The following is a 14338-nucleotide window of genomic DNA, read 5'->3' on the forward strand; positions in this document are numbered from 1 at the left end:
GCGTGTGGTTTAGCAAAAGATGAACAGAACAGATAGATACAAAGATCATGAATGCATGCTACACGGCTGAAAGGAGTAATGATAATGTCCTTCGCAGCCACTACAAAAAAAGAACTTACACAATTTGAACAAGAGGACTGTTGTGCAAAAGCAGAACTAGCTGCTCTTATTCGAATGAATGGCTCAATGTCTTTAGGAAATAGACAATTAGGGCTTGATGTGACGACTGAAAATGCGGCAATTGCTCGTCGGATTTATACATTAATTAAGAAGTTATACCCAGAAATTTTCGTAGAACTTCTTGTTCGTAAAAAGATGCGTTTAAAGAAAAACAATGTTTATCTTGTGCGGATCTCTCATGAAGCGAAAATGCTGCTCGAACAATTAGGCATTTTAGGTGAAGGTTTTACGTTTATTCGTACAATCTCTCATGATTTGATTAAAGAATCATGTTGCAAAAGAGCTTACTTACGAGGTGCATTTTTAGCCGGAGGGTCTATTAATCACCCTGAAACCTCTTCTTATCATCTTGAGGTTTTTTCATTATATGAAGAACATAATCAATCTTTATGTGAATTGATGAACGAATACGATCTAAATGCAAAAACATTGGAACGTAAGAAGGGGTTCATCACGTATATGAAAGAGAGTGAGAAGATCACGGAGTTCTTAAACATCATTGGGGCCCATCAAGCGCTTCTTTATTTTGAGGATGTTCGGATTATGAAAGATATGCGTAACTCAGTCAATCGTCTAGTAAACTGTGAGACCGCAAATCTTAATAAGACGGTCGGAGCCGCTCTTAGACAAGTGGAGAATATTCGCCTTGTCGAGCGTGAACTCGGGCTTGAGCAATTACCTCCGAAATTAAGAGAAATTGCAGAACTCAGAATGAAGCACCAAGATGTCACGTTAAAAGAACTTGGGGAAATGGTCGAGAGTGGAGTTGTGAGTAAGTCAGGTATCAATCACCGCTTACGTAAAATTGACCAAATTGCTGATCGAATTCGTTCCGGTCAATCAATTGAAGCGAATTTTTAGAAAGAGTTAAAAAGAGGAGGGATTTATGATGGCACAAAAAGAAGTCCAAGTGAAATTAAAAACGGGTCTACAAGCAAGACCAGCTGCTTTATTCGTTCAAGAAGCAAACCGTTTTTCAGCGGATGTCTTCATTGAAAAAGGCGATAAAAAAGTAAACGCAAAAAGCATCATGGGGCTAATGAGCCTAGCACTTAGCCAAGGAACAACCATAACCTTGATTACAGAAGGTCATGATGAACAAGAAGCGCTCGATGCATTAGCAAAATATGTTGAAAAACAAGCATAAAAAGAAATGATGCGGTCCTCCGTCGGGGACTGCATCTTTTTTTGAGTTGGGGAGTCGGAGAGGGGAAGCATGTCTGCCGTTCGCTCATAAACCGCTTCCAAATGACGCGTTCGCACATAAAATAAAAACAGCACACATAAATCCGATTTTGCGCGCATATAGGAAGCAGCTCGCCCATATCCGAGTACAACTCGCGCATAAATCCGATTTCTCGCTCATATCGAATCATTTGAGTTAAAAAAGACACCTAGCATCATGCTAGGTGTCTGATTTCCTTATTTAGATGGAGAAGAGATTACTTCATCAATAAGGCCATATTCTTTTGCTCTAGCAGCAGTCATGAAGTTGTCACGATCTGTATCGCGTGCAACGACTTCAAGAGGTTGACCAGTACGCTCTGCAAGAATCTTGTTAAGTGTCGCGCGCATTTCAATAATACGACGAGCGTGAATTTCAATGTCAGATGCTTGACCTTGTGTTCCGCCTAATGGTTGGTGAATCATCACTTCACTGTTTGGTAGAGCAAGACGTTTACCTGGCTCACCTGCAGCAAGTAGGAATGCACCCATTGAAGCAGCCATACCGATGCAGATTGTAGATACTTTAGGCTTGATAAAGTTCATCGTATCGTAAATGGCCATACCCGCTGTGATGGAACCACCTGGGCTATTAATATAAAGAGAAATATCTTTCTCAGGATCTTCTGCTTGTAGGAATAAAAGTTGAGCCACAATAGAGTTAGCTACGTTGTCGTCAATTGCACTACCAAGCATAATGATACGATCTTTTAACAGGCGAGAGTAAATGTCATAAGCACGCTCACCTCGGTTTGTTTGCTCAATAACTGTAGGAATTAAGTTCATGTTCATTTTCCTCCTTATAAATGGATTGTTTCAAAATTATTAGGATGATCCTTGTTGCTTCGCATCCGCCAATACGTCTGATTCTCTTATGTACGGACGACTTTCATAACTTATGTACATCATACCTAATAGGTCAAAGAAGGTCAAATAATTTGCCTCCTCTATTACATACTATTCCCTATCATGGTGCCTAAACCCTTCTTACATCATAGCCGATTTTAAAGTAGTTCAAACGTAAAAGGTCAATCAGTGACACTTCATTTAGTCAAACGAAGCAAAGGGCGCTTCTCATTGCCCAAGCTCCAGCACCTTAATACCTAAACGAGCCACTCTCACTTTTCTTGTCTAGTTCCGATTCGTTGGCCTGGTAGAAAAAACGGTGAACCAAACGAAGTCAAAAGCAGACTTCATATTGTTTCCCCTAATTTTTCTCCATGCCAGAACACTCATTTTCACTTTTCTTGTCTAGTTCCGATTCGTTGGCCTGGTAGAAAAAACGGTGAACCAAACGAAGTCAAAAGCCCGCCTCCTTATTGTTTCCCCTAATTTTTCTCCATGCCAGAACACTCATCTCCACTTTTCTTGTCTAGTTCCGATTCCTTGCCCTGCGAGAAAAAATCGGTGTATCAAATGAAGGCAAAAAGCACCTTCATATTGCTACCCCTTTATTTTTTCGCAAGTCAAAGCAGTCATCTCCACTTTTCTATAGTATAATATGTTTAGTTGGTCTGAAACAGAATTGGTTTCATACTATTTAGTAAGCGCTTTCAAATCGTCATAAAAGGTTTAAAATATGGTATGATATCAAATGGGAGGAGGAAGGTTATGCAGTTTGGTCTTTTTCAACAGCAGACGACAACGTTAATCATGACGCAGGAGTTGCGCCAAGCGATTAATTTGTTGCAGTACTCCACAACAGACTTGTCCGCCTTCATACACGAACAGGCACTTGAAAATCCATTGATGGACTTACAAGATCAAGCTTCTATGCAAACGGGAAGCGAATCTTCATATATAGAGGGGTCTATTTCTAAAACGAAATCATATCAAAAAAGTGAAGACGAGGCATCGCCGATTGATTATGCGCTGGTTGATCAAGTGAGTTTAAGCGAGCATCTTATTTCTCAAGCAGGGGAGATTGCGTTATCGAAAGAACGTGAGAAGCAACTTCATTATTTCATTTTTAGCTTACGTGAGGATGGTTATTTCTGTCGTTCCTTTACAGAAGTATGCAATGATTTAATGATCAGTGAGGAAGAAGGGGAAGATGTTTTACGGATCTTACAAAGCTTTGATCCCGCAGGAGTTGGAGCGAGGTCTTTGCAAGAATGCCTCTATTTACAACTAAAACATCTTTCTAATAAAGCTCCTTTAGCAGAAATGATTGTCATGCATCATATGGAGGAGTTAGCATCGAAAAAGTGGAAAGCTCTCGCAGCAGAACTAGATGTTACCTTAGCTGATATTCAAGATGTTTATGACCTGATTCAAACGCTTGATCCACGTCCTGGCACACAGTTCTCAGGTGAGCCGACAAACTATTTGATTCCCGACCTTTCGATTACGTGGAAGGATAGCGAGTTAGTTGTGCAATTAATAGACGACTCATTGCCACCGATTCGCTTAAATCGTGATTACGAAAAACTCTTAAAGCAGCCAAATCAGGCTGAAGCGACTGAATATGCGAAGCAAAAGTATCAACAAATACAATGGTTGCTTAAAAGCATTGAACAACGTCAACAAACGATCAAAAAAGTAGCGGAAGCGATTGTTAGACATCAACGCGCCTTTTTTGAATCGAAAAATGGAGTGTTAAAGCCACTAACATTAAAAGATATTGCTGAAGAGATTGAGATGCATGAGTCAACTGTGAGCCGGGCAACGACACACAAATATGCACAAACACCTCGTGGATTATATGAGTTGAAGGCTTTCTTTACATCGAGTGTGAAGAACGGATTTGGAGAATCTACTTCAAGTCAGTCCATTAAAGAGTTAATTAAAGAACTAGTGGCCAATGAATCAAAAGCTAAGCCGCTATCTGATCAGAAGATTGTGACGTGGCTTGAGAGTGAAAAGGGCATTACGGTTTCTCGCCGTGCCATTGCCAAATATAGAGATGAACTTGGAATTCCGTCTTCTTCCAAACGTAAGAGATATGAATAGGGGATGAATGTTGGCATATGCTACACGTAGATGTTTATTCGAAACACCACTGCCCACTTTGTGATCACGGGGTAGAAATGATGAAAGAACTTCAAAAAGAAATTCCATTTGAGCTATCAGTGATTGATATTTATGAAGATGATGAGTTGCTTTTAAAGTATCAAGTGATGATTCCAGTAGTGGCAGTTTCGGAAGAAGAAATTGATTTCGGACAATTGTCAAAAGAAAAAATAAGAAAACGTTTACTTCAGATAATTGGGTAGATATCGCTTGTAAGTAGATCATTTCCTTGTTAAAATGAACGTGAAGATAAGGATTTGATCTTTTTTTACCCATATCGGGACGCAAAACGACTGCGCGGGACATATTTTATCCCTTTGAGCGATTTGTGTAAGAGTGACGAGTAAGGAGTTTTTTGTTCTATGCGAGTATTGTTAGATATTCAGCAAAAATTATTACCAGACATGCTTGATGTAATGGTGAAACGTTACAAAATACTTCAGTACATTCGCTTAATGCAACCGATAGGGAGAAGGAATTTATCTTCTAACTTGCAAATGTCTGAGCGAGTTTTGCGCACAGAGGTTACTTTTTTAAAAGATCAGGGACTTGTTTCTTTTGCAACAGCCGGCATGACTGTTACTCCAGCTGGGGAAGCGCTCTTTTATCAATTAGAAGATGTCATGAAAGAGTTACTTGGACTCCGCACTCTTGAAGAACAGGTAGAGCAAAAGCTTGGAGTTAAGAAAGTTCTAGTTGTAGCAGGAAATAGTGATGAGGATCATTGGGTGAAACATGAACTTGGTCGCGCTAGTATTAGTGAACTAAAGATCAAACGAGAGCCAAATGATGTTATTGCGGTTATGGGTGGTACAACACTTGCTGCTGTTGCTGAAATGATGACTCCTGATGCTAGTATGCGGGATGTGATATTTGTCCCAGCTCGTGGTGGTCTTGGAGAGAAAGTTGAAAATCAAGCGAATACAATTAGTGCTGAACTGGCAACAAGAGCAGGGGCACAGTACCGGTTGCTTCACGTTCCAGATCAATTAAGTGAAGAAGCTTACTCATCTCTTGTATTAGAGCCGTCAATCCAGGATATCCTAAAGCTGATCAAATCAGCTAGAGTAGTGATTCACGGAATTGGTGAGGCGAACACAATGGCCACCCGACGTAGATCAAAGGACACGTTTATGGAAAAGATTGAGCGGGAACAAGCGGTAGCAGAATCATTTGGTTACTACTTTAACCGTGAAGGAATGATTATTCATAAACAGCGTACGATTGGTTTACAGCTTGATGAGTTGGACAAAGATAAGTATGTGATTTCCGTTGCTGGGGGAGAATCTAAGGCAGAAGCGATTTCCGCTTATATGAAGTATCGCCCAAGTGATGTATTAATTACAGATGAGTCGGCAGCTAGAAGATTACTTGAAATTGAACAATGAGAAATTGGTAGATAAAAGGGTTTAGCCCTTTTTGATAATAGATAGGAATCTATTTACTTTAGTGTTTCTTATCAAAACTTACTTACTACTAGGAGGAATTTTATCATGGCAACAAAAATTGGTATTAACGGTTTTGGACGTATTGGACGTAACGTATTTCGTGCAGCATTAAATAATCCTAACGTTGAGGTTGTAGCAATCAATGACCTTACAGATGCAAACATGCTTGCACACCTTCTAAAGTATGATTCAGTACACGGTGTACTTGATGTAGAAATCGAAGTAAAAGACAATGCGTTAGTTGTGAACGGAAAAGAAATCAACGTTTCTGCAGAACGTAACCCAGCTGACCTTGCTTGGGGAGATCGTGGAGTAGAAGTAGTTGTAGAATCAACTGGTTTCTTCACAAAGCGTGAAGATGCTGCAAAACACATCGAAGCTGGCGCTAAGAAAGTAATCATTTCTGCTCCTGCATCAGATGAAGACATCACAGTTGTTATGGGTGTTAACGAAGACAAGTACGATGCTGCTAGCCATCACGTAATCTCTAATGCATCTTGTACAACAAACTGTCTTGCACCATTTGCAAAAGTATTAAACGATAAGTTCGGTATCCGTCGTGGTATGATGACAACTGTTCACTCATACACAAACGACCAACAAATTCTTGACCTTCCGCACAAAGATTACCGTCGTGCTCGTGCGGCTGCAGAGAATATCATTCCTACAACTACAGGTGCTGCTAAAGCCGTGGCATTAGTATTACCTGAGCTTAAAGGTAAATTAAACGGTGGTGCTATGCGTGTTCCAACGCCTAACGTATCACTAGTTGACCTTGTAGCTGAACTGGATAAAGAAGTAACAGCTGAAGATGTAAATGCAGCATTCAAAGAAGCGAGTGAAGGTGCTCTAAACGGAGTTCTTGCTTACAGCGAAGAGCCATTAGTATCTGGTGATTACAATGGTAACCCATCTTCTTCTACAATTGATGCATTATCAACAATGGTTATGGAAGGTAACATGGTTAAAGTCATCTCTTGGTATGACAACGAATCAGGTTATTCTCACCGTGTAGTAGATCTTGTTGAATACATCGCTAAACAAGGACTATAATCAGATAAGATAGTATTGGGGGAGGAGAGTATGAGTACTATCTCCCCTTTCCGCTGTCAAGTTTAGAGAGTAGAATGTGACTGGAGGTCCGATCTAATGAACAAGAAAACCGTTCGAGACATTGATCTTAAAGGAAAAAAAGTATTTTGCCGCGTCGACTTTAACGTGCCGATGAAAAATGGTGAAATCACGGATGAAACTCGTATTCGTGCAGCACTACCTACGATTGAATTTCTTGTAGACCAAGGAGCTAAAGTTCTATTAGCTAGCCACCTTGGCCGTCCTAAAGGAGAAGTAGTTGAAGAGCTTCGTCTAACGCCTGTTGCTACTCGTCTAAGTGAACTTTTAGGAAAAGATGTTAAAAAAGTTGATGAAGCTTATGGGGAAGAAGCAGAAGCGGCAGCTAACAGTTTAAGTGATGGTGACGTGTTACTTCTTGAAAATGTACGCTTTTATGCAGGTGAAGAGAAAAATGATCCTGAATTAGCGAAGGCATTTGCAAGTCTTGCTGATGTGTATGTAAATGATGCATTTGGAGCAGCTCACCGTGCACACGCTTCAACAGAAGGAATTGCACAACATATTCCTGCTGTAGCTGGTCTTCTAATGGAAAAAGAGCTTGATGTTCTTGGGAAAGCACTATCTAATCCTGAACGTCCTTTCACTGCTATTATTGGTGGAGCGAAAGTAAAAGATAAGATCGGTGTGATTGAAAACTTACTAGAAAAAGTGGACAACTTAATTATTGGTGGAGGACTTGCTTATACGTTTGTAAAAGCACAAGGCCACGAAGTTGGGAAGTCTCTTCTAGAAGAAGACAAGGTCGATCTTGCAAAATCGTTCATGGATAAAGCAAAAGAAAAAGGTGTTAAGTTTTACATGCCAGAAGATGTTATTGTAGCTGATGACTTTTCTGAGGATGCTAATACGAAGGTTGTAGATATTGATTCGATTCCATCTGATTGGGAAGCGCTTGATATCGGACCAAAAACACGTGATACATATCGCAGCGTAATCGAGGAATCGAAGCTTGTGATCTGGAATGGACCAATGGGCGTATTTGAATTGCAAGTATTTGCAAACGGTACGAAAGCCGTAGCTGAAGCTCTTTCTACAAGTGAAGCGTACTCAGTTATTGGTGGTGGAGATTCTGCTGCAGCTGTTGAGAAGTTCGACTTAGCCGATAAGATGAGTCATATTTCAACAGGTGGCGGAGCATCACTTGAGTTCATGGAAGGAAAACAACTTCCAGGCGTCGTTGCATTAAACGAAAAATAATACGAGGACGAGGTGGTTCACATGCGTAAGCCAATTATCGCAGGTAACTGGAAAATGAACAAAACACTTGGCGAAGCGAAACAATTTGTCCAAGAAGTAAAATCAAACGTTCCAGCAAGTAGCGAAGTAGATGCAGTTGTTTGTTCTCCTGCATTGTTTCTTGAAAGTCTTGTATCTGAGACAAACGGTACAGACCTTAAAGTAGGAGCTCAAAATGTCCATTTTGAAGAAAATGGTGCATTCACAGGTGAAATTAGCCCTGTGGCTCTACAAGACATGAACGTTCCTTATGTGATCATTGGTCATTCTGAGCGTCGTGAAATGTTTGCTGAAACAGATGAGACGGTCAACAAGAAAGTCCATGCTGCCTTCAAGCATAATCTTGTACCAATCATGTGCTGCGGTGAAACAGATGCAGAGCGTGAAGCTGGTAAAACAAATAATGTTGTAAGCGAGCAAGTAGTTAAAGGTCTTGCTGGTTTAAGCGAAGAGCAAGTTAAAGAAACGGTCATTGCTTATGAGCCAATTTGGGCAATCGGAACAGGAAAATCTTCAACGGCAGCTGATGCAAATGAAGTATGTGCCTATATCCGTGATGTCATAGCGACTACCTTTAGCGAGTCAGCAGCTAATGCTGTTCGTATTCAATACGGCGGTAGTGTAAAGCCTGCAAACATTGCAGAGTATATGGCACAAAAAGACATTGATGGTGCCCTTGTTGGTGGTGCAAGTCTTGATCCACAATCATTTCTTGAGCTTTTGGAGGCAGGTAAATGAGCAAGAAGCCAGTAGCACTGATTATCCTTGACGGATTCGCAATGCGTGATGAAGTGAATGGAAACGCAGTGGCACAAGCAAAAAAACCAAATTTTGATCGCTATTGGGACAAGTACCCGCATGCGACACTAGAAGCTGCTGGTGAAGCAGTAGGTCTTCCGGACGGCCAAATGGGTAACTCGGAAGTAGGCCATTTAAATATTGGCGCTGGTCGTATTGTGTATCAAAGTTTAACCCGTGTGAACTTGTCGATTCGTGAGGGAGATTTCTTTGAAAATCAAACCTTCCATGAAGCGATTCATCATGTTAAAACAAAAAATAGCGCACTTCACGTATATGGGTTATTATCAGATGGAGGTATTCACAGTCATATCGATCATCTATTTGCCCTACTAGAACTAGCAAAAAGTGAACAAGTAGAGAAAGTGTACGTTCATGGTTTCCTAGATGGACGTGATGTAGGCCCCACTTCAGCTGAAATTTATATTGAAGCCCTGCAAAAGAAATTAGCCGAGCTTGGTGTGGGTGAACTTGCCAGCCTACACGGGCGTTATTATGCAATGGATCGTGACCGTCGTTGGGACCGTGTTGAAAAGTCATATCGTGCAATGGTTTATGGCGAAGGACCAACTTATCAAGATCCAATTGAGCTATTAAAAGATAGCTATGAAAATGGAATCCATGATGAGTTCGTCATTCCATCCGTGATGACAAAGCAAGACGGAACTCCAGTCGGTACAGTTCAAGACGATGATGCGGTGATTTTCTTTAATTTCCGTCCAGACCGCGCAATCCAAATGTCACAAGTCTTTACAAACGAAGACTTCCGTGGGTTTGAGCGCGGACCCGCTCACCCTACTGATGTTCACTATGTGTGTATGACCCACTTTAGTGAAACCGTTGATGGCTATGTGGCGTTTAAGCCTTCTAACCTAGATAACACATTAGGCGAAGTGTTAGCGCAACAAAACTACAAGCAATTGCGTATTGCCGAAACAGAAAAATATCCACATGTGACCTTTTTCTTTAGCGGCGGTCGTGAAGAGCCATTTGAAGGAGAAGAGCGTATTTTAATCGACTCTCCAAAAGTGGCGACGTATGATCTTCAACCTGAAATGAGTGCCTATGAATTAACGGGTGCCCTTTTAGCAGACATTGAAGCAGATAAACACGATGCTATCATCTTAAACTTTGCAAACCCTGATATGGTTGGACACTCAGGTATGCTTGAGCCAACGATTAAGGCAGTTGAAGTCGTCGATGAATGCTTAGGTAAGATTGTTGATGCCATCATTGCAAAAGGCGGAGCAGCTGTTATTACCGCGGACCACGGTAATGCAGACGAAGTGATGACGCTTGATAATAAGCCAATGACAGCACACACAACAAACCGAGTACCTGTTATCGTGACACAAGAAGGACTCACTTTACGTGAGGATGGAATTTTAGCTGATTTGGCGCCAACGGTACTTGCCCTCCTTGGTGGATCTCAGCCAAATGAAATGACTGGAAAGAAATTATTTTAATATAATCTTAAGGAGTGACTATAATATGACAATGATTACAGATGTTTACGCACGCGAAGTCCTTGATTCTCGTGGTAACCCTACAGTTGAAGTAGAAGTATATCTTGAGTCTGGTGCTATGGGTCGCGCTCTTGTTCCAAGTGGCGCATCTACTGGTGAATACGAAGCAGTTGAATTACGTGATGGCGGAGAGCGCTACATGGGTAAAGGAGTTCTTCAAGCAGTTGAGAACGTGAATGACGTTATTGCTCCTGAGCTTATTGGCATTGACGCTCTAGATCAACTTGGTATTGACCAATTAATGATCGAGCTTGATGGAACGGAAAACAAATCTAAATTAGGTGCTAACGCTATTCTTGGTGTATCTATGGCTGTAGCTCATGCTGCTGCTGAAGCACTAGGTGTACCTTTATACGTATACCTTGGCGGATTCAATGCGAAGCAACTTCCTGTACCAATGATGAACATCATCAACGGTGGAGAGCATGCTGATAATAACGTTGATATTCAAGAATTCATGGTAATGCCTATCGGTGCTGCGGACTTTAAAGAAGCAGTACGCATGGGCGCAGAGATCTTCCACAACTTAAAAGCTGTTCTTAAAGGCAAAGGCTACAACACAGCTGTAGGTGACGAAGGTGGATTCGCTCCTAACTTATCTTCAAATGAAGAAGCACTTTCAACAATCATTGAAGCAATCGAAAAAGCTGGCTACAAGCCAGGTGAAGAAGTTGTTCTTGCAATGGACGTTGCTGCTTCTGAAATCTTCAACAAAGAAGACGGTAAATACCATCTTGCTGGAGAAGGTAAAGTATTATCTTCTGAGGAAATGGTTTCATTCTACGAAGAGCTTGTTTCTAAATACCCAATCATCTCAATTGAAGATGGTCTTGACGAAAACGACTGGGATGGCTTCAAGCTATTAACAGATCGTCTTGGTGATAAAGTACAACTTGTTGGTGACGATCTATTTGTTACAAACACAACAAAGCTTTCTGAAGGAATTGAAAAAGGAATTGGTAACTCAATCCTAATCAAAGTAAACCAAATTGGTACACTTACAGAAACATTTGAAGCAATCGAAATGGCGAAGCGCGCTGGTTACACAGCTGTTATCTCTCACCGTTCTGGTGAAACAGAAGATGCAACAATCGCTGATATCGCAGTTGCAACAAATGCTGGTCAAATTAAGACTGGTGCCCCGTCTCGTACGGACCGTGTGGCGAAGTACAACCAACTTCTTCGCATCGAAGACGAGCTTGCTAACGTGTCGCAATACAGCGGCCGCAGTGCATTCTATAACTTAAAGCAGTAATTGAGTAACTGAGGAGGAGCGCATGACGATGCGCTTCTTTTTTTGTGTGATCCGATAAAATATAAAGTTGAGTTTCTGCTATGCTAGTCGTTCCTGATTAACAAGTGCCTTAAACATGGGTTACAGTAGACTCACCGCTTCTGAAATATGCTTCGCTTTCCGCAGTGAGCTGCTGAGCTTCCTCGGGCTTTGCCCTCCGGGATCTCAGCCCTGCTCTAGGCACCGCAGGAGTCTACGCATATTTCATCCGCTAAGTTATTGCTTTATGTAATTATTATGTGGAGCGATTTAGTTAGGCTCAGTTCAAGTTATAAACCGGCCCTTCGTTTACTAAAATCACTGAGCAAAGAACAAATTCGATAAGGAACCACTATACAACCTTCTCGCTCTGTTGATTGGAGCGGAAGGCGCCGACTCCAGCGGGAAGTGCGAGGCCAGGGAAGACCCCGCAGGAGCGAGCGACGAGGAGGCTTCCGGACCGCCCGCGGAAAGCGTGTGCCTGCAGCGGAGATCAATAACTATGGCAGGGAAAACCTCAAGCAGTATGTACGAGGTAAGGTCGATATTTTACGTCGCACTTCCTTTATTTCAGTTATTAGTTAATTCTCTAATTTTTGTTGTTACACCGCTTCTATTTGTGGTAAAGTTATAAAAGCGCATATTGTGCTTGGAGGTGTAGAAGGGGTGCAAACAGTTGCTTTTGTTTCATTGATTATCGTATCGATCGCGTTGATTGCTGTTGTTTTACTCCAATCTGGACGTAGTGCTGGTTTATCCGGTGCAATCTCAGGTGGAGCTGAACAATTAGTAGGTAAACAAAAAGCACGTGGAATCGATGCAGTGTTAAGTCAAGCGACAGTTGTTCTTGCGGTATTGTTCTTTGTCTTAACAATTGCAGTAGCATATTTCATGTAGGCTTTAAGCAGTGGGTGGTGCACCTACTGCTTTCTTTGTTCTTGTTGATAAATAAAAAGTAGGTTGTACTATTATGTTTTCGGGTACAATCATAGTAACAGCAAAGAAGGTGACACGAGATGATTGGATGCCTCTGTTTGCACGGTTTTACAGGTGAACCTTGGGAAGTCGAACCTGTGGCTACTCATTTACAAAAGCAAGGTTGGCTCGTTTATACTCCTACACTTCCGGGGCACGGTCCGGAAGGTAATTTAAAAGATGTAACCTATAAAGAATGGGTGTATATGGCCGAAGTAGCTACGAAAGAATTGTTAGAGCGATGCGAGAAAGTGTATGTGATTGGTTTTTCAATGGGTGGTATGTTAGCCTGTTATATAGCTTCTAAATATCCTGTTTCAAAGCTTGTGCTTCTTAGTGCTGCAGCGTATTACTTAAATCCATTGCAGCTGTTACAAGATCTTAAAGAAGCTGTTCGGATGAGGTTTCGTGGTGAGCTTAAAGACGACTTCACTTACAATCTATATCGTAAAAAAGTGATCGAAACCCCGATGGCGGCTGTGTTTCAGTTTATGCAAGCCGTTAAGCTTATTAGGCCTTATTTAGCAAAAGTAAAAATACCAACACTCATTATTCAAGGTGGGAAAGACGGTGTGGTTCCCAAAAAGAGTGCTGAGTATTTATTTGATATGATCACCTCAGACGAAAAAGAGATCCGTTTTTTAGAAAAATCAAATCACATGATCTGTCACGGATTTGAAAAAGATAGGTTAATTGATGTCATTGAAAACTTTTTAATGGAACGAAATGAATCAAGAGAGGAAGACGAACATGAAAGTAGTAGCACCTAAGCCATTTACATTTGAGGGAGGCGATCGTGCGGTATTATTATTACATGGTTTTACCGGAACGACGGCCGATGTAAGAATGATTGGACGCCATTTGCAAAAGGAAGGGTACACATGTCATGCCCCGCTTTATAAAGGTCATGGTGTCCCGCCAGAGGAACTTGCTCAAACAGGTCCAAGTGATTGGTGGGATGATGTCCAAGCTGGCTACAATTATTTAAAAGAGAAAGGCCATGATGAAATAGCAGTATGTGGACTCTCTCTAGGTGGGGTATTCTCTTTGAAAATCGGGTACACTTTACCTGTAAAGGGAATTGTGCCAATGTGTGCTCCAGTTCGCCCTAAAACAGAAGACGCGATGTATAAAGGCGTGCTCGCTTATGCGCGTGAATATAAAAAGCGGGAACAAAAGACCTCGGATGAGATTAATCGAGAGATGGAACATTTTCAACCGATGGACACTCTTAGTGCCTTACGTGAGCTCATTACAGATGTCCATCATCATCTTGATCATGTTTACTCACCTACCTTTGTTGTTCAAGCAAGAAAAGACCATATGATTGATATTGAGAGTGCTAACATTATTCACGATCAGGTTGAATCAGATGAAAAATCATTAAAATGGTATGAGGAATCAGGCCATGTTATTACATTAGACAAAGAGAAAGAACAGCTTCATGCAGATATTCTTCAATTTTTAGAAGGATTAGACTGGACTGTATAGAACAGAACAGGCGAGGCTGTTTGAAACGAAAGGAGATTTTA

The 14338-nt window shown here is 41.3% G+C and carries 14 protein-coding genes; 13 read left to right on the plus strand and 1 reads right to left on the minus strand.

All coding sequences use genetic code 11. The annotated features are described in order from the left end of the window. Positions 1-84: 84 nt before the first annotated feature. Positions 85-1041: a DNA-binding protein WhiA gene (whiA, locus tag AB3N04_RS13905; protein ID WP_317121458.1), complete on the plus strand. Its 957-nt coding sequence runs from the start codon at positions 85-87 to the stop codon at positions 1039-1041. A 28-nt stretch (positions 1042-1069) separates the two neighbouring features. Next, positions 1070-1327, plus strand: coding sequence for an HPr family phosphocarrier protein (locus tag AB3N04_RS13910; protein ID WP_368506058.1), 258 nt, complete (start codon positions 1070-1072; stop codon positions 1325-1327). 275 nt (positions 1328-1602) lie between these two features. Here AB3N04_RS13910 and clpP read toward each other — a convergent pair whose 3' ends face one another. Beyond that, on the minus strand, positions 1603-2190 hold the full coding sequence (gene clpP / locus AB3N04_RS13915) for an ATP-dependent Clp endopeptidase proteolytic subunit ClpP (protein ID WP_368503333.1): 588 nt from the start codon (positions 2188-2190) through the stop codon (positions 1603-1605). An 825-nt stretch (positions 2191-3015) separates the two neighbouring features. On the opposite strand from clpP, the gene rpoN reads away from it, so the two are divergent. The 11 genes from rpoN to AB3N04_RS13970 all read left to right on the plus strand — a co-directional run bounded on the left by rpoN (position 3016) and on the right by AB3N04_RS13970 (position 14297). Further along, complete coding sequence (gene rpoN, locus AB3N04_RS13920; protein ID WP_368503334.1) at positions 3016-4356, plus strand: RNA polymerase factor sigma-54; 1341 nt, start codon at positions 3016-3018, stop codon at positions 4354-4356. A gap of 17 nt (positions 4357-4373) precedes the next feature. Beyond that, positions 4374-4619, plus strand: a complete 246-nt coding sequence (locus tag AB3N04_RS13925) for a glutaredoxin family protein (protein ID WP_368503335.1) — start codon at positions 4374-4376, stop codon at positions 4617-4619. Between the two features lie 159 nt (positions 4620-4778). Further along, positions 4779-5804 carry a sugar-binding transcriptional regulator gene (locus tag AB3N04_RS13930; RefSeq protein WP_368503336.1) on the plus strand — a complete coding sequence of 342 codons (1026 nt, stop codon included), beginning with the start codon at positions 4779-4781 and terminating at the stop codon, positions 5802-5804. 105 nt (positions 5805-5909) lie between these two features. Then, positions 5910-6917: a type I glyceraldehyde-3-phosphate dehydrogenase gene (gene gap / locus AB3N04_RS13935; RefSeq protein WP_368503337.1), complete on the plus strand. Its 1008-nt coding sequence runs from the start codon at positions 5910-5912 to the stop codon at positions 6915-6917. Positions 6918-7013: 96 nt separating this feature from the next. Beyond that, complete coding sequence (pgk, locus tag AB3N04_RS13940; RefSeq protein WP_368503338.1) at positions 7014-8195, plus strand: phosphoglycerate kinase; 1182 nt, start codon at positions 7014-7016, stop codon at positions 8193-8195. Positions 8196-8216: 21 nt separating this feature from the next. After that, entirely contained in the window at positions 8217-8972 is a 756-nt protein-coding gene (tpiA, locus tag AB3N04_RS13945) for a triose-phosphate isomerase (RefSeq protein WP_368503339.1), read from the plus strand. Beyond that, entirely contained in the window at positions 8969-10498 is a 1530-nt protein-coding gene (gpmI, locus tag AB3N04_RS13950; protein ID WP_368503340.1) for a 2,3-bisphosphoglycerate-independent phosphoglycerate mutase, read from the plus strand. Before tpiA ends, gpmI begins: the two co-directional genes overlap by 4 nt. A gap of 25 nt (positions 10499-10523) precedes the next feature. After that, on the plus strand, positions 10524-11813 hold the full coding sequence (gene eno, locus AB3N04_RS13955) for a phosphopyruvate hydratase (RefSeq protein WP_368503341.1): 1290 nt from the start codon (positions 10524-10526) through the stop codon (positions 11811-11813). A gap of 684 nt (positions 11814-12497) precedes the next feature. Next, positions 12498-12728 (plus strand): preprotein translocase subunit SecG, encoded by a 231-nt coding sequence (gene secG / locus AB3N04_RS13960; protein WP_047973492.1) that lies wholly within the window; start codon positions 12498-12500, stop codon positions 12726-12728. Positions 12729-12847: 119 nt separating this feature from the next. Next, positions 12848-13576 carry an alpha/beta hydrolase gene (locus AB3N04_RS13965; protein WP_368503342.1) on the plus strand — a complete coding sequence of 243 codons (729 nt, stop codon included), beginning with the start codon at positions 12848-12850 and terminating at the stop codon, positions 13574-13576. After that, positions 13557-14297 (plus strand): alpha/beta hydrolase, encoded by a 741-nt coding sequence (locus AB3N04_RS13970; RefSeq protein WP_368503343.1) that lies wholly within the window; start codon positions 13557-13559, stop codon positions 14295-14297. Before AB3N04_RS13965 ends, AB3N04_RS13970 begins: the two co-directional genes overlap by 20 nt. The last annotated feature ends 41 nt before the right edge of the window (positions 14298-14338 follow it).

The organism is Alkalihalophilus sp. As8PL, assembly GCF_040939795.1.
GTDB classification, from domain to species: domain Bacteria; phylum Bacillota; class Bacilli; order Bacillales; family Bacillaceae_D; genus Alkalihalophilus; species Alkalihalophilus lindianensis.